The sequence below is a fragment of the Pseudomonas abyssi genome (assembly GCF_003444685.1).
GTDB lineage: Bacteria > Pseudomonadota > Gammaproteobacteria > Pseudomonadales > Pseudomonadaceae > Halopseudomonas > Halopseudomonas abyssi.
This window is the reverse complement of record NZ_LMAZ01000001.1, coordinates 835,879-859,028: the sequence shown is the minus strand read 5'-3', so window position 1 is coordinate 859,028 and position 23,150 is coordinate 835,879. Positions and strand designations below refer to the sequence as shown.

Below are 23,150 nucleotides of genomic sequence, written 5' to 3'. Positions count from 1 at the left end.
GGCCCGGTTTTTTTTCACCAACCAGATCAGAAACAATCCAGCGGCATGTCCAGCGTGGTGCGATCGGCGCTGCGCAGCACCTCTGCCAGCGCCAGCGGCTTGGGCAGTTCGTAGCGCAGGAAGTAGTCGCAGGCGTTGAGCTTGCCCTGGTAGAAGCTCGCCGGGCGCTCGCCGCCGTTCTGCAGACCGCGCAAAGCTGCTTGCGCCTGACGCAGCCAGAGCCAGCCGACAACCAGATGGCCGAAGCACTCCATGTACAGGTAGGCGTTGGCCAGGGCGCGATCCGGGTCGCTCTTCTTCATCGCCTGCAGCGCATCGGTGATGCCTTCGACGGTGCTCAGCGCGGTGCTCAGCAGCTCGGCATTGGCCTTCAGCTCGGCGACGTTGGCGCACTCGCTTAGGGTGGCGCGGATGCGGGTCAGCAGGCTCTGGTAGAAACGGCCACCGGCCATGCTCACCTTGCGGCCCAGCAGATCCTGCCCCTGAATACCGTGGGTACCTTCGTGGATCGGGTTCAGGCGATTGTCGCGGTAGAACTGCTCGACCGGGTATTCGCGGGTGTAGCCGTAGCCACCGTGCACCTGAATCGCCAGGCTGTTGGCTTCCAGGCAGAACTGCGACGGCCAGGATTTGACGATCGGTGTGAGCAGGTCTAGCAAACCAGCAGCTTCTTCGCGCGCCGCGGCATCCGGTGCGTGCTTCTTCTCGTCGACCAGGGTCGAGGAGAACAGGCACAGCGACAGACCACCCTCAACGAAGGCTTTCTGCGCCAGCAGCAGACGACGAATGTCGGCGTGCTGCACCAGCGGGATCATCGGGGTTGCCGGATCACGCTCGGCCAGACCACGGCCCTGGGTACGCTCACGAGCGTACTCCAGCGCGTGCAGGTAACCGGTGTAGCCCAGCATGACCGAACCCAGACCCACGCCGATGCGCGCCTCGTTCATCATGTGGAACATGCCGGCCAGACCGTTGTGCGGCTCGCCGACCAGATAGCCGACCGCCCCGCCCTTCTCACCGAAGTTGAGCATGGTGGAGGTAGTGCCGCGGTAACCCATCTTGTGAATCAGACCCGCCAGCTGAACGTCGTTGCGCTCGCCGAGGCTGCCGTCGTCGTTGACCAGGAACTTGGGCACGATAAACAGCGAGATGCCCTTGGCACCCGGCGGTGCGTCGGGCAGCTTGGCCAGCACCAGGTGCACGATGTTCTCGCTCAGCTCGTGGTCACCGGCAGAGATAAAGATCTTGTTGCCGCTGATGCGGTAGGTGCCGTCGTCCTGCGGAATCGCGCGGGACTTGATGTCGCCCAGCGAGGAGCCGGCGTGCGGCTCGGTCAGGCACATGGTGCCGAAGAAGCGGCCGGCCATCATCGGCTCGGCGTAACGCTGCTTCTGCTCGTCGGTGCCGTGGGCCATGATCAGGTTGCAGGCGGCGATGGTCAGACCGGCGTAGGCCTGGGTGCTGACGTTGGCGCCCTTGATCAGGCCGATACAGGTCTGGGCAACGGCCGCCGGCAGCTGCATACCGCCGCGCTCGTAATCCTGCGAGGCCGCCATCAGGCCGGTGTCACGCAGCACGGCCAGCGCCTCGGAGACTTCCGGGCGAATCACGACTTTGCCGTTCTCGAAACGCGGCTCGTCTTCATCGCACAGGCGGTTGTGCGGTGCGAAGGTTTCGCTCGCGACCTTCAGCGCCAGCTCGATGGCAGCGTCAAAGGTATCGCGGCTGTGGTCTTCGTAACGCGGAAATTGGGTAAAACGCTCGATATCCAGCATCTCATAGAGCAGAAACGCGAGATCGTCGGTATTGATGATTTTTTGGGACACGGAAAATTCCTCTGGAATTTTTAGCTACAAGCGCCAAGCCTCAAGCAACAAGCCAAGCCCGAAAAGCGAAACCCGAGCATGGCCCGGGTTTGCTTGCAGCTTACGGCTTGCAGCTTGCGGCAGGGATCAGACGATCTCGAACAGACCGGCTGCGCCCTGGCCACCGCCGATGCACATGGTGACAACCACGTACTTGACGCCGCGGCGCTTGCCTTCGATCAGCGCGTGACCAGTCAGACGGGAACCGGTTACACCGTAGGGGTGACCGATAGCGATGGAGCCGCCGTTGACGTTCAGGTTTTCAGCCGGGATGCCCAGTTTGTCGCGGCAGTAGACAACCTGAGAAGCAAAGGCTTCGTTCAGTTCCCACAGGCCGATGTCGTCCATTTTCAGGCCGTTACGCTCCAGCAGACGCGGAATGGCGAAGACCGGGCCGATGCCCATTTCGTCAGGCTCGCAACCGGCAACGGCAAAGCCACGGAAGATACCCATCGGCTCAACGTTCAGTTGCTCGGCCACCTTGCTGTTCATCACGGTACAGACAGAGGCACCGTCAGACAGCTGACTGGCGTTACCGGCGGTGACGAAGTTGCCTGGGCCACGAACCGCCTGCAGAGCGGACAGTGCTTCCAGAGTGGTGCTCGGACGGTTGCACTCGTCGCGATCCAGTACCACTTCCTGATCGGAGACTTCGCCGGTTTCCTTGTTCTGGACCTTCATGATGGTCTTGAACGGAACGATTTCGTCGGCGAACTTGCCGCTCTGCTGACCGGCAGCAACGCGCTGCTGGCTCAGCAGGGAGTACTCGTCCTGCGCTTCGCGGCTGACGTTGTAGCGCTGGGCTACGATGTCGGCGGTTTCGATCATGGACAGGTACAGCTCCGGCTTGTTCTTCATGATCCACTCGTTGGTGCCGTGGAACATGTTGATCTTGTCGTTCTGGCACAGGCTGATGGACTCAACGCCACCGGCAACGATAGCCGGAATCTTTTCGCTGACAACGCGCTGGGCAGCGATGGCGATGGACTGCAGGCCGGAGCTGCAGAAACGGTTCAGCGACATGCCCGCGGTGGTAACCGGCAGACCGCCACGGATAGCAGCCAGACGCGCCATGTTCTTGCCCTGGGCACCTTCGTGGAAGGTTGCGCCGAGGATCACGTCTTCAACCAGCGCCGGGTCGATACCTGCGCGCTTGACCGCTTCTTCGATGACGAAGCCGGCCATGTCAACACTATGGGTGTTGTTCAGTGCGCCGCGATAGGATTTGCCCAGGCCGGTACGGGCCGTAGATACGATAACTGCGTCTGTCATGTGTTTTGCTCCTGTTGTAATTCAAGTCATCAGCCTGCAGCCAAGGTTGTCCTCAGCCCGGCTGGCCCTGCTGTTCACCCCAGCGTGTCAGCGTGTCCCGTGCCTCTCGGTAGGGTTTGAGGCCCATGGCGAGAAGGATGATAGAGCCCACGGTTATCACGCTGGCAACGATGAATATGGAATACCGCACCGCCATGTCGTCCTGGAACACATAGTCGGTAAACAGGGCAACGGCGGTCGGGCCGATACCCAGGCCAATCAGGGTGATGGTGAACAGGTAGATCGCCGATGCCTGTCCGCGCATGGCGTTGGGCATGATCTCCTGAATGGCCGCCGGAGCAACGCCAAAGGGCATCGCCACGGTAAAGACGTTAAAGAACATGATGGTCCACAGCAGCGGCATGTTGTCGACCAGGTACACCACGTTGCACAGCAGGGTCAGGATAGCCGACAGCAGGCCGACCCGCATGTTGGCATCCAGACAGCCACGATGCGCCAGATAATCCGCCAGGCGCCCGCCAAATACGATCCCCAGCGAGCCGGCCACCATCACCAGCGAGCCGTAATAAATGCCCACCTCACCCGCTGTCAGCCCGTGGTTGCGGATGAAGAAGGTCGGAATCCACGCCGACGCCCCATAAGACGCAAACGACAGGCAGGCAAAGCCGAAGTTGTGACACAGCACCGCCTTGCGGATGCCCACCAGGTATTTCGCGACATCTTTGAGCGGCACGGCAACACCTGCACCAATACCTTTGCGCGTCGGCTCCTTGATCGCCAGCAGCACCAGGCAGAACATCAGGCCAGCCGCGCCCAGCACCAGGAAGATCAACTGCCAGGGGCGCACCTCACCAAAGACCGGCAACACCATGGCACCACGCGCATTTGCCCAGGTAACAACGATACCGCCCAGCAGAAACGCGGCACCGGCCCCCAGATAAATGCCCATCGCGTACACGCTGATCGCGGTGGCCCGACGGTTGGGTGCAAAGCTGTCTGCGATCAATGAATAGGCCGCCGGCGACAACGCCGCCTCACCGGCACCCACGCCGATACGGCCGATAATAAAATGCCAGTACTGCTGCGCCAGGCCGCAAAAAGCGGTCATCAGACTCCATACCGCAACGCCCCCGGCAATCAGGCCGCGACGGCTCTTGGAGTCGGCGATCCGGCCCAGCGGAATCCCGGCGACGGTGTAAAAAATCGCGAAAGACAACCCCATCAACAGGCTCATCTCGGTGTCACTGATCTGCAGGTCGCGGCGAATCGGCTCCACCAGCAGGTTCAGAATCTGTCTGTCGACAAAAGACAGAACATAGGCAATCAGCAGAATACCGACAGTCAGCCAAGCCCGCTTGGGCGACGGATAGCTATTATTCTCGTCCACGCTATGCTCCATTTTTTGTAGTTAAAATTATCAGCTGTTTGAGACTATCAGGTTCGCACAGCGAAAGTCGATTTCGAAATAAACTGATCAACCACTTCAATGCGTACCTATCACCGAGGGCTATGAACCGCTCAACCTCTTTCCACAACCCGCCAGCCAGAAGGCCTGAATGATGGCCGCGCCACTGATTATGGTCGGTGCCGGCCATGCGCATCTGGTCACCTTGCGCGACTGGATAAAGCAGGGCTACCGCGCGCCCGCCGGCAGCCTGCTGGTCACGCCGGAGTCTGACGCCTGGTACTCAGGCATGATGCCCGGGCTGCTGGCCGGCCGCTGGCAGGCCGAGCAATGCCGCGCCGCGCTGGCACCGCTGTGCCGGGCCGCCGGTATCTCGTTGCAGCTTGATCGTCTGAGCACACTGGATGCCGAGCGCGGCACGCTGCAACTGGCCAGCGGAGCGCTGCTCACGGGTCAGGTGATTTCCTTGGATTGCGGCGCCGGCACTCCAGCCCCTGCAAACAGCGACGGCAGCGTAGAGCTGATCGGCGCAAAGCCTTTCGGGACGCTATACCGCCGCTGGCGGCAATGGCGTGACGCCGCCACGCCGGCACGCATCGCCGTGCTGGGCGGCGGCCCGGCTGCCGTGGAGCTGGTGCTGGCGTTGCAGCGAGCCCTGCCCAGCTGCCAGCTCACGCTGATCTGCGCAGGACCGTTACTCGGCGCCCAGCCGCACCGCGCAGCACGCATCACCAGAACCCTGCTGACCAAACGGGGCATCCCCTTGTATGAGCAGCATGAGATCAATCGGATCCAAGACGGCTCCCTGCTTACCGGCGACGGTCGCGCGGTGCGCACCGACGCAGTGGTTCTGGCGACCGGCACGGCGGCGGCACCTTGGCAAGAGGCCAGCGCCCTGGCAACCGATGGGGCCGGTTTTATCCGTATCACGGACACCCTGCAAAGCCAGTCTCATCCGCACATCCTGGCCAGCGGCGACTGCGCGACACTCGCCGGCTGTCCACACTCAGGTGTCTACGCCGTACGCCAGGGCGCAGTACTGGGGCATAACCTGCGCGCCCTGTTGACCGGCAGCCCGGCGCTCCATCACTTCCAGCCACAGCCCCGGGCGCTCGCTCTGCTGGCCACCGCCGATGCCCAGGCGCTGGCCTGCTACGGCCCCCTCGCGCTGCGCAGTCGAGCAGCACGACGACTCAAGGACCATCTCGACTCCGGCTTCATGCGCAGCCTGCAGGTGAGCTAGCCTTTCGACCCCCGACCAAAGATCGATTGTCTAGCGTTGATACAGGTGGCTAAATAGTAGGCAAATTAAAACAAAGAGGCCTGCGAGCCCGGAATGGACACCCGTATGCGCACCGGATTTCTCGGCAAGACAATTCTGCTCCTGCTGCAGTTGGCGACTCTCGGCTGGCTTTACCACGCCGCGGGCGTCGAGGCACTCGGCCCTGCGCTCATTCTCTGCCTGTTACCCTGGCTCGGACTACCCTGGTTCTACCCTCCTGCCGACCACCCTCGCCCGGCGCAAGAAACCGCCAGCACGACCGACAACGCCGACCTCAGTGCCCGTCTGTCACGCGCCACCAGCCAGAATGCCATTGCAGCGGCCGAAGTGGCCCATTCGGTAGACCAACTGCGCCAGCGCCAGCAATCGCAGTTGCAGGCCATTCGTCAGGTAACCGACAGCGCGCAACAGATTGCGCTCGAAGTGGACGCCACCACCCGCTACGCCGAGCGCGCAGACAACGCCGCTGAGCAGGCACGCAGTCGTAGTCAGGAAGGGCGGCAAGCGCTGGAAGAAGCCACGCGGGTCATGCATCGGCTAGCCGCTCAGGCGGATGAGTCCAATGCGGTATTGGCCGAGCTGAACGCGCAGACTGAAAAGATCGTGCAGGTCACGGGGGTAATCGAAGCCATCGCCAGTCAGACCAACCTGCTGGCCCTCAATGCGGCCATCGAAGCGGCCCGTGCCGGCGAGATGGGACGAGGCTTTGCCGTGGTGGCTGACGAGGTGCGTGCCCTGGCCGGTCGTACGGCGACCTCGACCTCCGAGGTGGGCGAGATCATCGAGCGCATGCATCAGCAAAGCCAGCGGGTGAACGCCGATTTCGCAACACTGGTAGAACAGGTGCGCGGCGGTGTCTGTCTGATTGAGGATGCCGCCGGCCAGCTGGAAGAGATCAGCGCCCAGGGCAGCGAAGTAAAAACCGTCACCGAACAGATTGCCGACAGCAGCCTGACCAACCGCGATCAACTGTCCAGCCTGAGTACCGCTCTGGAGCAGGTACGCAGCGATATTGAACAGAGTGACGATCAGACCCAGCGCTTGGGCGGCGAAGCCGTCAATCTGGTGTCACTGGCCGAACAGGTCAGCGAAATGCTGGCCGACGTAGCGCTGGATGAATATCACCAGCGCTTCTTCGACGCCGCCCAGCAAACCGCCGCCGCCATCGCAGCGCGCTTCGAGGCAGACTTGGCCAGCGGCAAGATTCAGCGCTCGGCACTGTTCGACCGCAACCTTACGCCGATCGCCGGCAGCAACCCGGCGCGCTATCACAGCGCCTTTGACAGCTATACCGATCAGGTGCTGCCGGCCCTGCAGGAGCCCCTGCTGCAGCAGCACGCCGAGCTGGTGTACGCGATTGCCGCCATTCCCTCAGGCTATGTGCCGACCCACAACCAGCGGTTCAGCAAGCAGCCCACCGGCGATGTGCAGCACGACACCCTGCATTGCCGCAGCAAGCGCTTGTTCGACGACCCCACCGGACGGCGCTGCGGCAGCCACGAACAAACCCTGCTGCTGCAAACCTACAAACGCGATACCGGTGAAGTGATGCATGATTTGTCGGTGCCGATCATGGTAAACGGCGATCACTGGGGCGGACTACGGTTGGGGTATAAGCCGGAGCAATAGGCCGGTGGTGGTGAGGCCTGCGGCATTCACCACCCTACGGAAGTTCATGCCCGACCGCAGGGTGGATTAAGCGCAGCGTATCCACCATAACCCGCGCCGCGCACGAGCCAGCGTTAAGCCAGAACACCGAAACACCAAGATCAGGCAGCCGACTCAAACGGCCCTTCCAACCGACGGGTCACAGCGTCCGCACTGGTTTCCCGGCGCAGGTTGTCAAACAGCTCCCGCGCCTGCGGGTAATGCTGACCGAGCATGGCCAACCACTGCTTTAGCCGCCCCGGCGAGTGACGATCTACCACCCGCAACCGGGTCTGACGGAAGAAGTCACCGAGCCAGGGCCACAGCTCATCCCAGCCAAGCACGGCCTCATCGCTATCCTGCAGAATGCGCAGCCCCAGATCCGGGCAGCGCACCAGGCCGCGACCGATCATCACCGCATCACAGCCACTGACCTCACGAATACGACGATAATCCTCGGTGGTCCACACCTCGCCGTTGGCGATCACCGGCACCGCTACCGCTTCGCGAATGCGCGCCAGCCACTCCCAATGGGCCGGCGGCTTGTAGCCTTCGACCTTGGTGCGGGCATGCACGGTAATCTCGCAGGCGCCGCCGTCGGCCAGCGCCTGCGCGCATTCCAGCGTCTGGCTGGTATCGGTCAGCCCCAAGCGCATCTTGGCGGTCACCGGAATCTGTAAAGGCGTCGCCGCACGGACGCTGGCGACAATCTCGCGCAACAGCTCCGGTTCGGTCAGCAGCGCCGCGCCGCCGCGATGACGGTTGACCGTCTTGGCCGGGCAGCCGAAGTTGATATCAATTGCCGGCGCATCCATCGACGCCAGCAGCGCCGCGTTCTCGCCCATCCAGCGCACGTCGGAGCCGAGCAGCTGCGGGCGCACCGGCACACCTGCGCGGGTCCGCCAGCTATGTTCACTTTCCGGCACGCTGCGGCGAATGGTGGCGACGTTGAGCAGGCCCTCGGTCACGCGGATAAACTCGCTGACACACCAGTCGATACCGCCGATGCGGGTCAGCACGTCGCGCATGGGTGCGTCGGCCAGCCCCTCCATGGGGGCCAGCACGACCGGGCCGCTGATGCGCTCAGGGCTGCTCACACGCTCAAGGCTGCTCATGCACTGATGCCCTGCTCCGCCAGCATGTCGAGCAGCTGCTGCTCGGTCCAGACGGTTACGCCCAGTTGCTCGGCCTTGGCCAGCTTGCTGCCGGCACCCGGGCCTGCCACCACGCAGTGAGTTTTGGCCGACACACTACCTGCCACCTTGGCACCCAGGCTTTCCAGATGCGCTTTTGCAACATCGCGGGACATGGCTTCCAGGGTGCCGGTCAGTACCCAGGTTTGCCCGGCCAGTGACAGGCCACCAGCGGCTTCTGCACGGGGGCTGTCCCAGTGCATGCCGAAATCCCGCAACTGCTGCTCAACCGCCTCGGCGTGGGCGCGCTGCTCTGGATTCTCCGCGAACTCGCGCAGCGCCTTGATCGCCTTGTCATTCAGACGCTCAACCTGCTTCAGGTCCAGCCAGTCGGCGCTGAGGATTTTATCCAGACTGCCAAACGTGCTGGCCAGGCGCTCGGCGCCGGTGCTGGCAATGCCGCTAATATTCAAGCGCGCCAGAAAATCGGCCAGCGAGACACAGGCGGCAAATTCAGCCGCCAGCTCGCCCGGCTCCTCGGGGGTGACACCGCGCTCCAGCAACTGGTCGATGACCTGTCGGTTGTGCGCATCGGCGAAGAAGGAATGAATCTCGTGGGCGACTTCCAGCCCCACATCCGGCAGATACACCAGCACCTCGGGCAAGGCACGCTCGATGCGCTCCAGCGTGCCCAGCGCGCGCGCCAGCAGCTTGGCGGTTTCCTCTCCCACATCGGGAATGCCCAAGGCGTAGATGAAACGCGCCAAGGTCGGCGACTTACTGGCCTGAATGGCCGTCAGCAGATTCTTGGTCGACAGCTCGGCAAAGCCGTCCAGCGCCAGCACCTGCTCATAGGTCAGGCGATACAGGTCCGCCGGGGAGGCCACCAGGCCGGTATCAACCAGTTGCTCGACACTCTTCTCGCCCAGGCCATCAATATCCATGGCGCGGCGGGAGACGAAGTGAATGATCGACTGTTTAAGCTGCGCCTGACAGGTCAGACGGCCGACACAGCGGTAGACCGAGCCTTCGCTGGTGGTCGAGCCCGACTTGCCGCGCTTGACCAGTTGCGTGCGCTCCACCGCCGAGCCGCAGACCGGGCAATTGCTCGGCACCTCCACCGGCCGCGCATCCGCCGGGCGGCGCTCGGTAACCACCTGCATCACCTGCGGGATCACATCCCCGGCGCGGCGGATAATCACGGTATCGCCGATCATCACGCCCAGCCGGGCGACTTCGTCCATGTTGTGCAAGGTGGCATTGGATACCGTCACGCCTGCGACCTGGACCGGCTTGAGCCGTGCCACTGGCGTCACCGCACCGGTGCGACCCACCTGAAACTCGACGTCCAGCAGCTCGGTCAGCTCCTCCATGGCCGGAAACTTGTGGGCAATCGCCCAGCGCGGCTCGCGAGCACGGAAACCCAGCTCACGCTGGTAGCTCAGCTGGTTGACCTTGAACACTACGCCGTCGATCTCGTATTCCAGCGCGGCGCGGCGCTCGCCGATATCGCGGTAGTAGGCCAGCGTGCCGTCGACGCCTTTCATCAGTTTCAATTCACGGCTGATCGGCATACCCCAGCCCTTGAATGCCTGCAGAATGGCGTACTGATTATCAGGCAGCTCGCCGTCGACACGGCCGAAGCCATAGCAGCAGAATTCCAGCGGACGGCTGGCAGTAATGGTCGGATCAAGCTGGCGCAGGCTACCGGCGGCGGCGTTGCGGGGATTGGCGAAGGTCTTGCTACCGGCTTCACGTGCGCGTTCGTTCAGCGCCTCAAAGCCGGCCTTACTCATGAACACTTCACCACGCACTTCCAGCACTGCCGGCCAGCCTTCACCACGAAGCTTCAGCGGAATATTGCGAATGGTGCGTACATTGGTGGAGATATCTTCACCGGTGGCGCCGTCCCCCCGGGTGGCACCGCGCACCAGCACGCCATTTTCGTACAGCAGACTGACCGCCAAGCCATCCAGCTTGGGCTCACAGCAATATTCCACCTCAGCGCCGCCGCCAAACAGGTCGCCAACTGGCAGGTCCAATCCCTCGCGCACACGCCGATCAAAGTCGAGCATGTCCTGCTCAGCGAAGGCATTGCCGAGACTCAGCATCGGCACTTCGTGCTTTACCTCGCCAAACCCGGACGCCGGCGCGCCGCCCACACGCTGGGTCGGTGAATCCGGGGTAATCAGGTCAGGGTGCTCCGCCTCAATGGCCTTGAGTTCATTGAACAGCCGATCGTACTCGGCATCCGGCACCGCCGGCTCATCGAGCACGTAATAACGGTAATTGTGCTGCGCAATTTCTTCACGCAGGGCAAGGGCGCGCTCGGCAGGGGTGACGTGCTGGGGCATGGGGAACCGCGGGGTCAGGGAAGTCAGAGGGCTATTCTAACCGATGCGCCCGCGGAAGCTTCAAGCTGCAAGCCTCAAGCGGCAAGCAAACTCAGGCACGGGCCGCTTTTGGTCTTATCTTGCAGCTTGAGGCTTGTAGCGTGCAGCTAGCGAAGCGCCCTACGGGCGCTGCGCTTAACGCCGCTGGCTGTAATTCAGCCGCTCGTACTCGGCAATACGCTGACGGTAGTGCTCGATGGTCTGGGCGGTGAGGACGCTGCGTTGTTCGTCTTTCAGGTCACCACCCAACTCGTGGGAGAGTTTGCGGGCGGCGGCAATCATCAGGTCCAGCGCCTGCTTGGGGTGACGCGGGCCAGGCAGGCCCATGAAGAAACTGACGGCACGCACGTGGCTTTGATCCAGCTCGTCCAGGTCAAAGACACCCGGCTTGAGGGCGTTGGCCATGGAGAACAGCACGTCACCGTTGCCACTCATGCTCTCATGGCGGTGGAAGATATTCATGTCGCCAAAGCGCAGGCCGCTTTCCAGAATACTTTGGTGCAGGGCCGAGCCGGAGAAACCCTGCTCGTCACGCGAAACCACGTTGATTACCAGCACCAGCTCCACTGGCAGCGACTGCTGTTCGGGCTTGGGCTCGGCGTCGGCTTTGCGCGCGGGCTTGTCGGCAGCGGACTTTTTGCTGCGCGGCTCGGCGGCGACAGGGTCTACCAGCACTGGCGGCTCGTCCAGATCCAGACCGACCTGCTCCGGCTCATGCCACTGATCGTCACCCGCCAGAGTGTCTGCCGCGTCGCCACCAAAGGACGGCTCGGCACGCTCGTTGCGGTTGACGACACGCGGCGGGCCAAGCAGTTCGTCGCTACCGCCCTCCTCGGGCAGATCGGAGAGATTGCGTTCGAGTTTGAAGCGGATTTTTGACCGCCCGCCCATGCGCCGCCAGCCATCAAACAAGATGCCTGCGATGACCAGCAGGCCGAAGATGAAAAGCCACTCACGCAAACCGAAATCCATGAATACCCGTTCCTGTTTTCACTATGCTATTCGGGCGGCTGGCAACCCGCCTCTCGTCTGGCCGGATGCTAGCATGCCCGCCATCAAAACTACACTGCCGCCAACGCAGCCGCCTCTTCTACGTCTACTGTGACCAGCCTCGAACAGCCAGGTTCATGCATGGTCACACCCAGCAACTGATCGGCCATTTCCATGGCGATCTTGTTGTGGGTGATATAAATGAACTGCACCCGCGCCGACATCTCTTTCACCATACGGGCATAACGGCCCACGTTGGCGTCATCCAGCGGCGCATCCACCTCATCCAGCATGCAGAACGGCGCGGGGTTGAGCTGGAAGATCGAGAACACCAGCGCAATCGCCGTCAGCGCCTTTTCACCCCCGGAGAGCAGGTGAATGGTGCTGTTCTTCTTGCCCGGCGGACGCGCCATGATGGCCACGCCTGTATCCAGCAGGTCATCGCCGGTCAGCTCCAGGTAGGCGTGACCGCCACCAAAGACCTTGGGGAACAACGACTGCAGGCCGTGGTTGACCTTGTCGAAGGTTTCCTTGAAGCGCGCACGTGTTTCCCGGTCGATCTTGCGAATCACCTGTTCCAGGGTGCTCAGGGCCTCTTCCAGATCACTGTTCTGCGCATCCAGATAGCGCTTGCGCTCCGACTGCTGCTCGTATTCTTCAATCGCCGCGAGGTTAATCGCGCCCAGGCGCTGAATCCGCGCATCCAGCTGCGCCAGCTGCTGCTCCCAATCGCTCTCGTTGGCGTCCTGCGGCAAGGTGGCCAGCACACCATGCAGATCGTAACCGGCCTCGGTCAGTTGTTCCTGCAAGCCCTGACGGCGGGTCTGCAGGTCGCGGGCGTCAAGCCGCTGCTCGTCGAGCTGGGTGCGCAGTACCTGAGCCTGCTGCTCGGCCTGCACCCGACGGGTCTCCTGCGCACGCATTTGCTGGTCGACGCCTTCGAGTGCCTGGCGGGCGGCACTGAGCGACTGCTCCACCTCAACCCGCTGTTCGAGCAGGCTTTCCAACTCGATACGTTGGTCGTCTTCCGGCGCCTGGCTTTCTTCCAGGGTCATGCGTAGCTGCTCGCGACGCTCGGACAGCCGCTCGGCCTGGCTCTGCTGACGTTCCAGTCCCTGGCGCGTGCTTTTCAGCTGTGCATTCAGCGACTGGGCGCGCAATGCCAGCTGGTGGGCGCGATCCTTATGCTGGCGCGCCTGCTGGCGGGCCAGGTCCAGGGTTTCGCGCGCCAGATCGCGCTGGCGCAGCAGCTCTTCGCGCTGGCCGGTGTCGGCCGCCATGCTGTCCAATGCGTCCTGCAGGGTCAGACGTGCCTCGCCAATCTGCTCCAGCTCTTCACCGCGCTGACGCTTGAGTTCTTCCAGATCTTCGCCAATGCGCTGGCGGCGCGCGTTAACTTGCTCAAGCCGTACCTGCCGCGCGGACCACTGGGCCTTGATTTCGCCCTGCTGACGGCCGCTGGCAGCCAGCGTCTGCTGCAGGCCATCGCGCTGCAGCTCCAGCGCACGGATACCTTCACGCAGTTGATCAATACGTTCCTGGCCACGGTCCAGCGCGGACTGCTGCTCGTCCAGGCTGGCCTGCAGTTGCTCCATCTCCTGCTGTCTGGCGAGCACCCCGCCTTCACTCGCCTCGCCACGGCGAAAGCGCAGCCAGTTGGGGCCAACCCAATGGCCTTCGCGGGTGATCAGCGATTCGTGGGGGGCCAGGCTGCCGCGCGACGCCAGCGCCTCGGCAACCGAGTCGACCGGGCGAATAGCCGCCAGCCAGGGGCGCAGGTCGAGCGGGCTATCGACTTTATCCAGCAAGCTGCCGGGACTGCCCTGCCCGGGCGCGCCGCGCTGCAGCAATCGCAGACTGCCCTGCTCGAACTGGGCCAGGGTGGCCTCCAGCGCGCCAAGGTCATCCAGCGCAATGGCCTGCAGGTCATCAGCCAACACCGCCTCAACAGCCGCTTCCCAGCCGGCTTCGACCTGCAGTTGCTCGGCCAGCAGGCCACGGCCTTGCAAGCCCTGGCCACTGAGCCAGTCGCCGACATCGCTGCCTTGCGCCAGAGCCGCCTGTTGCAGCGCCTCCAGCGACGCCAGTCGGCCGTTACCGCGTTGCAACTCGCCGCGAAGAATGTCCTGTTCCTGCTGTAGCGCAGACAGCGTGTCACGATCTTGCTGCAGACGCTCTCCCACCTCGGCCAGCTGCAGCTGCTCGCTCTCGCTGCGCAGTTCAAGCTCGGCCAGTTGTTCGGACAGCTCCGCCAGTTCCTCGTCCAGGCTGCCGGCGCTGAGCCCGGCGCGCTCGTCTTCCAAGCGCTGAATACGCTCGCCCAGACGCTCGACCGATTGCTCCATATGGCGGATACGCGACTGCTCTACCTCGGCCTGCTGGCGTGGCTCGGCGGCGCGCTGGTTGAACTGGTCCCAGGCGCCCTGCCAGGTCTGCATGGCGTCTTCAGCGCTCTGCAGCGCCATGGCAGTGTCTTCCTCGGCGGCGCCGGCCATCTCCAGTTCGGGCTCGATACCGTCCAGCTCGGTCTGCAAATCGGCCAGCAGCGCCTCGTCCTGGGTCAGATGGCTCTGCGCCTCCTGCCAGGCCAGCTCGGTCTCTTCAATGTCGCTGTGCAGCTGCCGCTGGCGGTCACGGTTGAACTGCAGAATCTGCTCGATGCGGCTGATATCTGCGCCCAGACTGTAGTACTGCGCCTGCACCCGGTTAAAGGACTCGGTAAGGTCGCTGTGCTGGTCGCGCTGCTTTTCAATCTCGCTGTCGGCGTTGCGCTGCTCGGCAATCAAGGCCTCCAGCGCGACCTCAAGGTCGCGCACGCGGTGTTCACGCTGGCCGGCCTGCTCATTCAGGGTCTGCCAGCGCAGCGCCTGCAACTGAGCCCTGAGCTGACGTTCCTCAGCCTTGAACTCCTTATACTTCTCCGCCGCCTGGGCCTGGCGATGCAGGTGCGCCAGCTGACGCTCCAGTTCCTCGCGCAGATCGGTCAGGCGAGAGAGGTTTTCCTGGGTGCGACGAATACGGTTTTCGGTTTCGCGGCGGCGGTCCTTGTAACGGGAAATACCGGCGGCTTCTTCAATGAACAGGCGCAGTTCTTCGGGCTTGGCTTCGATCAGGCGCGAAATCATGCCCTGCTCGATGATGGAATAGCTGCGCGGCCCAAGACCCGTGCCCATGAAAATGTCGGTAATGTCACGACGACGGCACTTGGTGCCGTTAAGGAAGTACTGGTTCTGCGCTTCGCGGGTCACCTTGCGGCGAATGGAAATCTCGTTGTAGCCGGCGTATTCGCCCTGCAGGGTGCCATCGCTGTTGTCGAATACCAGCTCGATGGACGCCTGGCCCACGGGCTTGCGCGAGTTGGAGCCGTTGAAAATGACATCGGTCATCGACTCGCCGCGCAGGTTCTTGGCCGAACTTTCGCCCATGACCCAGCGCACCGCATCGATGATATTGGACTTGCCACAGCCGTTCGGCCCCACCACCGCTCCCATGTTGGTCGGGAAATAGACGGTAGTCGGGTCCACAAAGGATTTGAAGCCGGCCAGCTTGATGCATTTGAGTCGCATGAAAGGGGCGTTGTCCTTGCTGCCTGAGGCCAAACCCGCATTGTTACCCGGACGGTGCCTGTATGAGAAGGGTTGCCGGCAAATACCTGTGAGACTGGTCTGAAACCCTGGCTTGCGGCACACTTGCCAGCGCCGCAGCACAGGTTCAGCAGGAAACCGACCATGCCCCAGACACCACGCCTAGACGACCTTTACAGCAAGCTGATGAACGAAGAGGACGCGCGCGTCTGCAAAGACATTCCCGACGCCGCCTGCTCAGATGTGCCGCAGAACTTCTTCCGTCAGGTGCTGGCCAATACGCTGACCAGCCTCGGCGATACCCTGACCAACCCGAAAACCACCCTGGCCTGGCTGATGGGCGTGGTCGGTGCGCCGGTGGCGCTGATTGCCTGGCTGGTGCCGATTCGCGAATCCGGCTCCATGCTCCCGCAGCTGCTGATCGCCGCCTGGATTCGTCGCATGCCCTACCGGCGCGGCGTGTGGATTGTCGGCAGCCTGTTGCAGGCCGCCGCGCTGCTGGCCATGGGTGCGGTGGCCTGGTGCTTCGAGGGCACGCTGGCCGGCGCGTTGATCATTGCCTGTTTGATTGTCTTCAGTCTGGCGCGCGGCCTGTGCTCGGTGGCCAGCAAGGATGTGATCGGCAAGACCGTGCCCAAGACCCGGCGCGGGCGGCTGAACGGGGTCGCGACCAGCCTCTCGGGCTGGCTGGCACTGGCCTTCGGGGTGTATTGCCTGATCTACCCGCCCAGCGATGACGACATGCTGTTCTACGCTGCCCTGCTGATCGGCGCAGCGATGCTCTGGGTGGCGGCAGCACTGGTGTATCGCGGCATCGACGAGGCGCCCGGCGCCACCGAGGGCGGCGGCAACGCTTTGACCCACGCCCTTGGCCGCATCAGCCTGCTGCGCGACGACGCGCCGTTTCGCCGTTTTGTGGTGACCCGCGCACTGCTGCTGTGCTCAGCCCTGTCGGCGCCCTACTACGTGGTCATGGCCCAAGAAGTGGAAACCAGCTTCGGCATGCTCGGCGCCTTTCTGGTCGCCAACGGGTTGGCCAGCAGCCTGAGTGCGGGCGTTTGGGGCCGCATGTCGGATGCATCGAGCCGTCAGGTGCTGATCCGCGCCGCGCTGCTGGCCAGCCTGCTGGGCCCGGTAGTGATTGCCGTTGATCGCTGGGCGCCACTACCGGACAACCTGCATGCATGGCTGTTCCCGGTAGCCTTCTTTGTACTGGGAATTGCCCACGCTGGCGTGCGTGTGGGCCGCAAGACTTACGTACTGGACATGGCCGGCGGCAACAAGCGCACTGACTATGTTGCTGTCAGCAACAGCGCTATCGGCCTGATTCTGCTGGCGACCGGCCTGTTCGGCCTGCTCAGCTCGCTGATTGGCGCCGCCGGCATGCTGCTGTTGCTGTCCGGCGTGGGGCTGGCCGGCGCACTGCTGGCGGTCAGCCTGCCCGAGGTGCAGCAGGACTGACCTGCCCGCCTCACTCCAACGCCTGAATCCAGTCCCGCGCAGCGTCTTTCTCGGCGACCGGAAAGACCCGCGCGTCGAGACCCGGCACCAGGCGATCGGCCAGCCCGACCAGCTTCTCCAACCAGCCCTGATCGGTTACAACCGCCTCACGTTCAAAGCGGTTCCAGTGGCTGATGCCGTACTTCAGGTCCTTGTACAGCGCCTCGACAGCCATGCCCCCAAAGGCCGGCATCTCGACGTACAGCCGCACCTTGGCGTGCTCGCGCAGCTTGGCCTCGATCAACCCCAGCATCTCGTCGAGCATCTCGGCGCTGATCTTGCCCTCAACGCGAAAGCCCAGCACCTTGCTGTTGGCAAAGGGAATATGGGTCAACATAGCGCACGCCTCCCGCCTGCCCTGCAGGCGCTGTAAAGGTCCTGTTACAGCATGGACTCTACAGCCGTGCTTCTGGTTCAGCCCAAAACGAAATCGCCCCGCGGGCCGAAGCACACGGGGCGATTGAGAACAGCGGCCTGACAGATCAGTTAATCGCGCGATCGATCACCAGCTCCAGCGTCCCATCCTGCCCAGCATGCACCTCATCCAGCTGTCCCAGATGCGTCCCTTCACGTGCATCGCCCGTGGGCGATACGCGGGCGACCAGTTGCAGCGCGGTCGCGGAATCCAGGGTGACACCCGGCAACATTGCGTCATCAGCGCTGAGGGTAATCTCCAGCGGCAGCTGCGAGAGGCTCAGGCGCTTGGCGATCAACGGCATCGGCGGGCCGTTGGGGTCGCGGGCAAAGACAAACACACTGGCATCGGCCGGCAACTCGGCCAGCAACTCAGGCGCTACGCTGACGCGCAGGCTAATCGTCGGGCCAGCGGCGGGTTCGGCTGCCGGCGGCGGCGTCTGACCCGCATCGACCATACGCTGACGCGCGCGCTCGATACCGCTTTGAATGGCCTGGGCGCCGGGGCTTTCCGGGTCCATGCCCTGCATCAACGTCTGCCAGTAGCGGATGGAGCCGGCAAAGTCACCGGCCTCAAAGGCGGCAATCCCCAGCAGGCCCAGAGCGGTGGGCTGTTGCGGGTCCAGCTCGATGGCTTTATCCAATGCGCGGGCCGTTTCGGCATCCAGCTGGTTACCGTTGGCGAAGTAACGCGCCTGGGCCAGCTGTGCCAGTACCTCAGGCTGCTCGCCAAGACGCACCAGCGCATTGCCGAAGGCGTCTGCCGCCTTCTCCGGATTTTGCGCGCTCATGTAGGCCCGGCCCAGCATGTACCAGGCTTCACCGTTTTCCGGCTGCACCTCGACCACGCGCTGGGTCCGGTCGATCAGCGCCTCCAGGGTCTCCACCTGCGGTGTCGCCTGCATCTCGCGATACAGCGCCAGCCCGTCGGCAGCGCCCCATTGGCGATAGAGCCCCAGCACGGCCAATGGCAATGCAACGGCGCCAATGATCAGCACCCAGGTCAGTTGGCGGGTCAGCGGCGCCTGACGGGCGTCAGCTGCGGCGGTGTCTTCGAGCAGCAGTCGGCTGGCCTCGCCCTTGGCGGCGGCCAGTTGGGCCTCGCTCAGATCACCCGCACGCTGCTGGGCTTCCAGTTCAGCAACCCGTTCTTCATACAGCGCCACGTTGAGCGCAGTACGATCGACTCGCTCGCTTTGACGACGGCGCCAAAGGGGCCACAGCACCATCACGATGGCCACCAGCACCAGGCCGGCGGCAGCAAACCACAAATCAGTCATCTTGGCTCTTCTTGTTCAACAGGTCGTCCAGGCGCTGCTGCTCCTGCGGTGACAGCTCGGCAGCCGGCGCAGAGGCGGCGACCTTCTGACGGCGACGCACCAGCAGCACAATGGCCAGCACGCCGGCAAGCAGGAAAAACAACGGACCAAACCAGAGCACCAGCGTTTCGCGGTTCAGTGCCGGCTTGTAACGCACAAACTCGCCATAGCGAGCGACCATGTAATCCACGATTTCCTCATCGCTCCGCCCTTCGTCCAGCAGTCGATAGACCTCCTTGCGCAGGTCAGAGGCGATAGGGGCGTCAGAATCAGCGATGTTCTGGTTTTGGCACTTGGGGCAACGCAGCTCCGCGCCAATAGCGTAGAAGCGGTCACGCTCCTGCTCGGAGCTGAACTCGAAGGTATCTACCGCCGCGCTGACGCTGCCCACCATCAGCAGCAGGCCCAGGGCCAGCCAACTCAGTCGCAGGATCATTGGGCCTCCTCGACCAGCGCCTGATGACGCGCGGCCAGGTTGGTATCCCAGACGCGGTCATCGATTACGCCGATAAACTTGTAGCGGATATTGCCCTGGGCATCGATCAGGTAGGTTTCCGGCGCGCCATAGACGCCCAGATCCAGGCCCAGACGGCCGTCAGCATCGCTGATATTCAACTGGTACGGATTGTGAAAATCCTTGAGCCATTTGATCGCATCAGCGCTGTTGTCCTTGTAGTTGACCCCGTAGATCACCACGCCTTCAGCCGCCAGACGGTTGAGCACCGGATGCTCGACACGGCAGGCCACACACCATGTTGCCCAAATGTTGACCAGCGCCGGCCCCTTGAGGTCAGCCTGGGTGATCCGCGTCTGGTCATCCAGCACAGACGGCAGATCAAAGCTCGGAAAAGGCTTGTCCAGCAGCGGCGACGGCAGCTCCAGCTCGGTCACCCCCGCCTCCTTGCTCATCAGGCTGGAGAGAAAAAAGCCGGCCAGCACCAGAAAAATCAGCAGCGGCAGAATCAGCAGTGCACGGCGCATCAGGCAGTCTCCCCGGTCAGCGGCTGGGCTGTCTTGTCAGCACGCTGGCGTACCTTCAAGCGATAACGCTTGTCGCTGGCCGCCAACAGGCCGCCGGCCATCATCATCAGGCCGCCCAGCCAGATCCAGCGCACGAAGGGCTTGATGTGCACCCGCATTGCCCAGGCATCTCCTTCCAGCGGCTCACCCATGGCGACAAAAAGGTCACGGGTAAAGCCAGCATCAATGCCCGCCTCAGTCATGACCTGATTCTTGACGCGATACAGACGCTTCTCGGGGTGCAGCGTGGTGATCTGGCGGTCGCCAGCGTAGACGCTGACCGAACCCTGATCGGAGATCCAGTTAGGCCCTTCACGGTGGCGTACGCCATCAAAGATGAAGGTGTAGCCGCCCAGCTCCAGCGCATCACCGGGCGCCATGCGCAGGTCACGCTGATTATCGAACAGGCTGGCGCCGACAACACCGACAGCGCAGACGGCAATGCCGATGTGCGCCAAGGTCATGCCCCAGTAGCTGCGCGGCAGCGCACGCACACCGGACGCCAGGCCCTTGTTGCGGGTCTTGTGCAGCACGTCGCGCAGCGAGGCGCCGCAAACCCAGAACACCAGCAACAGCAGACTGCCGATGGCCAGCTGGTGCGCGCCCAGCCACAGCGCGATAGCCACGGCGCCGATCGCCGACAGCAGCAGCACCCATTTCAGCTGGCCCACCAGCCAGTCGACCGGCGTTTGCTTCCAGCGGCTGAGAATACCCACCCCCAGCGCCGCCATCAGAATCGCCATCAACGGCAGGAACATGCCGTTGAAGTACGGCGGCCCCACCGACACCAGGGTATCGAAGGCAGACATGATCAACGGATACAGAGTACCCAGCAGCACCATCAGCGCGGCCACCACGAGTACCACGTTGTTGACCAGCAGCAGCGCTTCACGCGAGCTCCAGGCAAAGCCGATCTGGCTTTTCACTACCGGGGCACGCAGGGCGTAGAGCAGCAGCGAACCGCCGACCACTACCAGCAAGAAGCCGAGGATAAACACGCCGCGATCAGGGTCGCTGGCAAAGGCGTGTACCGAGGTGAGCACGCCAGAACGCACCAGGAAAGTCCCCAGCAGGCTGAGCGAGAAGGCTGCGATGGCCAGCAGTACGGTCCAGCTCTTGAACACGCCACGCTTTTCGGTCACCGCCAGCGAATGAATCAGCGCAGTGCCGACCAGCCAGGGCATGAAGGAGGCATTCTCAACCGGGTCCCAGAACCACCAGCCGCCCCAGCCCAACTCGTAGTAGGCCCACCAGGAGCCGAGCACGATACCGATGGTCAAGAAGGCCCAGGCGACGATGGTCCAGGGTCGCGACCAGCGCGCCCAGGCCGCATCCAGACGCCCGCCCAGCAGCGCAGCAATGGCAAAGGCAAACGCGACGGAGAAGCCGACATAGCCCATGTAGAGCATCGGCGGGTGAACAATCAGGCCAAAGTCCTGCAGCAGCGGGTTCAGGTCGTTGCCATCCACCGGGTGGAACGGCAGTTGACGGTCGAACGGGTTGGACGTCATCAGCATGAAGCACAAGAAGCCGACACTGATCATCCCCATCACCGACAGCACGCGAGCCAGCATTTCCTCCGGCAGATCGCGCGAGAAGATCGCCACCGCGAAGGTCCAGCCGGCCAGGATCAGCGCCCACAGCAGCAGTGACCCTTCGTGACCGCCCCACACCGCGCTGACCTTGTAATACCAGGGCATGGCCGAATTGGAGTTGAGTGCGACGTAGGTCACGCTGAAGTCATCGACCACAAAGGCCTGCACCAGACAGGCAAAGGCAAAGGCGACAAACAGGCACTGCGCGGCGGCTGCCGGCTGCGCCACGTTCATCGCCAGCGCGTCACCACGCCAGGCGCCGTACAGCGGCACACTGGCCTGCAGCACCGCCAGGCACAGTGCAATGATCAGGGCAATTTGCCCAAGCTCGGGAATCATCAGTTACCCCTTATTCCGCTGTTGCCGATTGCGCTGCCTTGTTCTGCATGGCATCGCTCATGGCCTTGGCCACTTCGGGCGGCATGTATTCCTCATCGTGCTTGGCCAGCACTTCATCGGCTACCAGCACGCCCTCGGCATTCACCCGGCCCAAGGCGACAATGCCCTGCCCCTCACGGAACAGGTCCGGCAGAATGCCGCTGTAGGCGATGGTTACGGCCTTGGCGCCATCGGAGACGTCGAAGCGCACATCCAGGCTATCGCTGGAGCGCTTGACGCTGCCATCGACCACCATGCCGCCGGCACGGATGCGCGCCCCTTCGGGTACCTCGCCATTGGCGATCTGGGTGGGGGTGTAGAACAGATTGATGTTTTCGCGCAGCGCACTCAGGGCCAGCGCCACGGCAGCGCCGACGCCCAGCAACACCAAGAGAATCAGGATCAGGCGCTTCTTTCGTGCGGGATGCATCAGGTTTCCTCTCGCCGACGACGGCGTGCTTCAGCCTGCACCAGCCGACGACGTCCAAGTATCGGGGTGAGGAACAACAGAATCAGAACCGCGCTCGTCAATCCGTAAGCGGTCCAGACATAGGGGCCATGGCCACCCATGGCAAAAAACTCGGCCAGGTTGCTCATGTATTGCTCTCCAGAGCGGCCCGCGCCCAGCGGGTCTTGTGTTCGCGGCGCAGCACTTCAAGACGCATGCGCATCAACAGATTCAGGGTAAACAGACCATAGAAGGCCAGCACCATCACCAGCAGCGGCAGCCACATCTCCGGCGGCATGGCCGGCTTCTCGGTGATGGTAAAGGTGGCAGGCTGGTGCAGGGTATTCCACCAGTCCACCGAGTACTTGATGATCGGGATGTTGATCACCCCGACAATCGCCATCACCGCAGTGGCCTTGGCGGCGGTATCACGATTGCTGATCGCCATGCGCAGGGCAATGATGCCAAAGTACAGAAACAGCAGGATCAGCATCGACGTCAGACGGGCATCCCACTCCCAGTAGGTACCCCAGGTCGGTTTGCCCCAGATGGAGCCGGTGAATAGCGCCACCAGGGTCATCCAGGCGCCAATTGGCGCCGCGCACTGCAGCGCCACATCCGCCAGTTTCATGCGCCAGACCAGCCCGACCACGCCCGCCACCGCCAGCATCATGTAGCAGGACTGGGCCAGAATGGCCGCCGGCACGTGAATATAGATAATGCGAAAGCTGTTGCCCTGCTGGTAGTCCTCGGGCGCAAACACCAGCCCCCAGACGATACCAATCACCAGCGCCAGCAGACTGAAGGCGGCAACCCACGGCAACAGTTTGCCGCTGATCTCGTAAAACCATTTGGGCGAACCCAGCTTGTGGAAAAAAGTCCAGCTCATTGGCCGTTCAACTCCG

The 23,150-nt window shown here is 63.0% G+C and carries 18 protein-coding genes; 3 read left to right on the top strand and 15 right to left on the bottom strand.

Going from position 1 to position 23,150, the window contains the following annotated elements; genetic code table 11:
- Positions 1-26: 26 nt before the first annotated feature.
- The 3 genes from ASB58_RS04020 to ASB58_RS04010 all read right to left on the bottom strand — a co-directional run bounded on the left by ASB58_RS04020 (position 27) and on the right by ASB58_RS04010 (position 4,524).
- Positions 27-1,826, bottom strand: coding sequence for an acyl-CoA dehydrogenase (locus ASB58_RS04020; RefSeq protein ID WP_118129415.1), 1,800 nt, complete (start codon positions 1,824-1,826; stop codon positions 27-29).
- 126 nt (positions 1,827-1,952) lie between these two features.
- Positions 1,953-3,137: an acetyl-CoA C-acyltransferase gene (locus tag ASB58_RS04015; RefSeq protein ID WP_096003682.1), complete on the bottom strand. Its 1,185-nt coding sequence runs from the start codon at positions 3,135-3,137 to the stop codon at positions 1,953-1,955.
- 52 nt (positions 3,138-3,189) lie between these two features.
- Entirely contained in the window at positions 3,190-4,524 is a 1,335-nt protein-coding gene (locus ASB58_RS04010; protein WP_235827203.1) for a spinster family MFS transporter, read from the bottom strand.
- A 169-nt stretch (positions 4,525-4,693) separates the two neighbouring features.
- On the opposite strand from ASB58_RS04010, the gene ASB58_RS04005 reads away from it, so the two are divergent.
- Both ASB58_RS04005 and ASB58_RS04000 read left to right on the top strand, forming a co-directional pair.
- Positions 4,694-5,785, top strand: coding sequence for an FAD-dependent oxidoreductase (locus tag ASB58_RS04005; RefSeq protein ID WP_118129414.1), 1,092 nt, complete (start codon positions 4,694-4,696; stop codon positions 5,783-5,785).
- A 93-nt stretch (positions 5,786-5,878) separates the two neighbouring features.
- Positions 5,879-7,453 (top strand): methyl-accepting chemotaxis protein, encoded by a 1,575-nt coding sequence (locus tag ASB58_RS04000; RefSeq protein ID WP_118129413.1) that lies wholly within the window; start codon positions 5,879-5,881, stop codon positions 7,451-7,453.
- 140 nt (positions 7,454-7,593) lie between these two features.
- Here ASB58_RS04000 and ASB58_RS03995 read toward each other — a convergent pair whose 3' ends face one another.
- The 4 genes from ASB58_RS03995 to smc form a co-directional block, all read right to left on the bottom strand.
- Entirely contained in the window at positions 7,594-8,586 is a 993-nt protein-coding gene (locus ASB58_RS03995) for a tRNA dihydrouridine synthase (RefSeq protein ID WP_118129412.1), read from the bottom strand.
- On the bottom strand, positions 8,583-10,958 hold the full coding sequence (ligA, locus tag ASB58_RS03990; protein WP_118129411.1) for an NAD-dependent DNA ligase LigA: 2,376 nt from the start codon (positions 10,956-10,958) through the stop codon (positions 8,583-8,585). Before ligA ends, ASB58_RS03995 begins: the two co-directional genes overlap by 4 nt.
- Positions 10,959-11,132: 174 nt before the next feature.
- Positions 11,133-11,969 carry a cell division protein ZipA gene (gene zipA, locus ASB58_RS03985; RefSeq protein ID WP_118129410.1) on the bottom strand — a complete coding sequence of 279 codons (837 nt, stop codon included), beginning with the start codon at positions 11,967-11,969 and terminating at the stop codon, positions 11,133-11,135.
- An 89-nt stretch (positions 11,970-12,058) separates the two neighbouring features.
- On the bottom strand, positions 12,059-15,553 hold the full coding sequence (gene smc / locus ASB58_RS03980) for a chromosome segregation protein SMC (RefSeq protein ID WP_118129409.1): 3,495 nt from the start codon (positions 15,551-15,553) through the stop codon (positions 12,059-12,061).
- A 162-nt stretch (positions 15,554-15,715) separates the two neighbouring features.
- Here smc and ASB58_RS03975 point away from each other — a divergent pair, with 162 nt between their 5' ends.
- Positions 15,716-17,032 carry an MFS transporter gene (locus ASB58_RS03975; RefSeq protein ID WP_118129408.1) on the top strand — a complete coding sequence of 439 codons (1,317 nt, stop codon included), beginning with the start codon at positions 15,716-15,718 and terminating at the stop codon, positions 17,030-17,032.
- A 10-nt stretch (positions 17,033-17,042) separates the two neighbouring features.
- Here the strand turns inward: ASB58_RS03975 and ASB58_RS03970 are convergent, their stop codons facing one another.
- The 8 genes from ASB58_RS03970 to ASB58_RS03935 form a co-directional block, all read right to left on the bottom strand.
- On the bottom strand, positions 17,043-17,408 hold the full coding sequence (locus ASB58_RS03970) for a SpoIIAA family protein (RefSeq protein ID WP_118129407.1): 366 nt from the start codon (positions 17,406-17,408) through the stop codon (positions 17,043-17,045).
- 145 nt (positions 17,409-17,553) lie between these two features.
- Complete coding sequence (gene ccmI / locus ASB58_RS03965) at positions 17,554-18,765, bottom strand: c-type cytochrome biogenesis protein CcmI (protein WP_118129406.1); 1,212 nt, start codon at positions 18,763-18,765, stop codon at positions 17,554-17,556.
- The gene (locus ASB58_RS03960; protein ID WP_118129405.1) at positions 18,758-19,240 is read right to left on the bottom strand and encodes a cytochrome c-type biogenesis protein; all 483 of its coding nucleotides are present in this window, start codon (positions 19,238-19,240) and stop codon (positions 18,758-18,760) included. The genes ccmI and ASB58_RS03960 overlap by 8 nt, the downstream gene beginning before the upstream one ends.
- Positions 19,237-19,785, bottom strand: coding sequence for a DsbE family thiol:disulfide interchange protein (locus ASB58_RS03955; protein WP_118129404.1), 549 nt, complete (start codon positions 19,783-19,785; stop codon positions 19,237-19,239). Before ASB58_RS03955 ends, ASB58_RS03960 begins: the two co-directional genes overlap by 4 nt.
- Positions 19,785-21,758: a heme lyase CcmF/NrfE family subunit gene (locus ASB58_RS03950; protein WP_118129403.1), complete on the bottom strand. Its 1,974-nt coding sequence runs from the start codon at positions 21,756-21,758 to the stop codon at positions 19,785-19,787. Before ASB58_RS03950 ends, ASB58_RS03955 begins: the two co-directional genes overlap by 1 nt.
- A gap of 10 nt (positions 21,759-21,768) precedes the next feature.
- Positions 21,769-22,227 carry a cytochrome c maturation protein CcmE gene (gene ccmE, locus ASB58_RS03945; protein WP_096003668.1) on the bottom strand — a complete coding sequence of 153 codons (459 nt, stop codon included), beginning with the start codon at positions 22,225-22,227 and terminating at the stop codon, positions 21,769-21,771.
- On the bottom strand, positions 22,227-22,394 hold the full coding sequence (ccmD, locus tag ASB58_RS03940) for a heme exporter protein CcmD (protein ID WP_118129402.1): 168 nt from the start codon (positions 22,392-22,394) through the stop codon (positions 22,227-22,229). The genes ccmE and ccmD overlap by 1 nt, the downstream gene beginning before the upstream one ends.
- Positions 22,391-23,134, bottom strand: a complete 744-nt coding sequence (locus ASB58_RS03935) for a heme ABC transporter permease (RefSeq protein WP_118129401.1) — start codon at positions 23,132-23,134, stop codon at positions 22,391-22,393. Before ASB58_RS03935 ends, ccmD begins: the two co-directional genes overlap by 4 nt.
- Positions 23,135-23,150 lie beyond the last annotated feature (16 nt).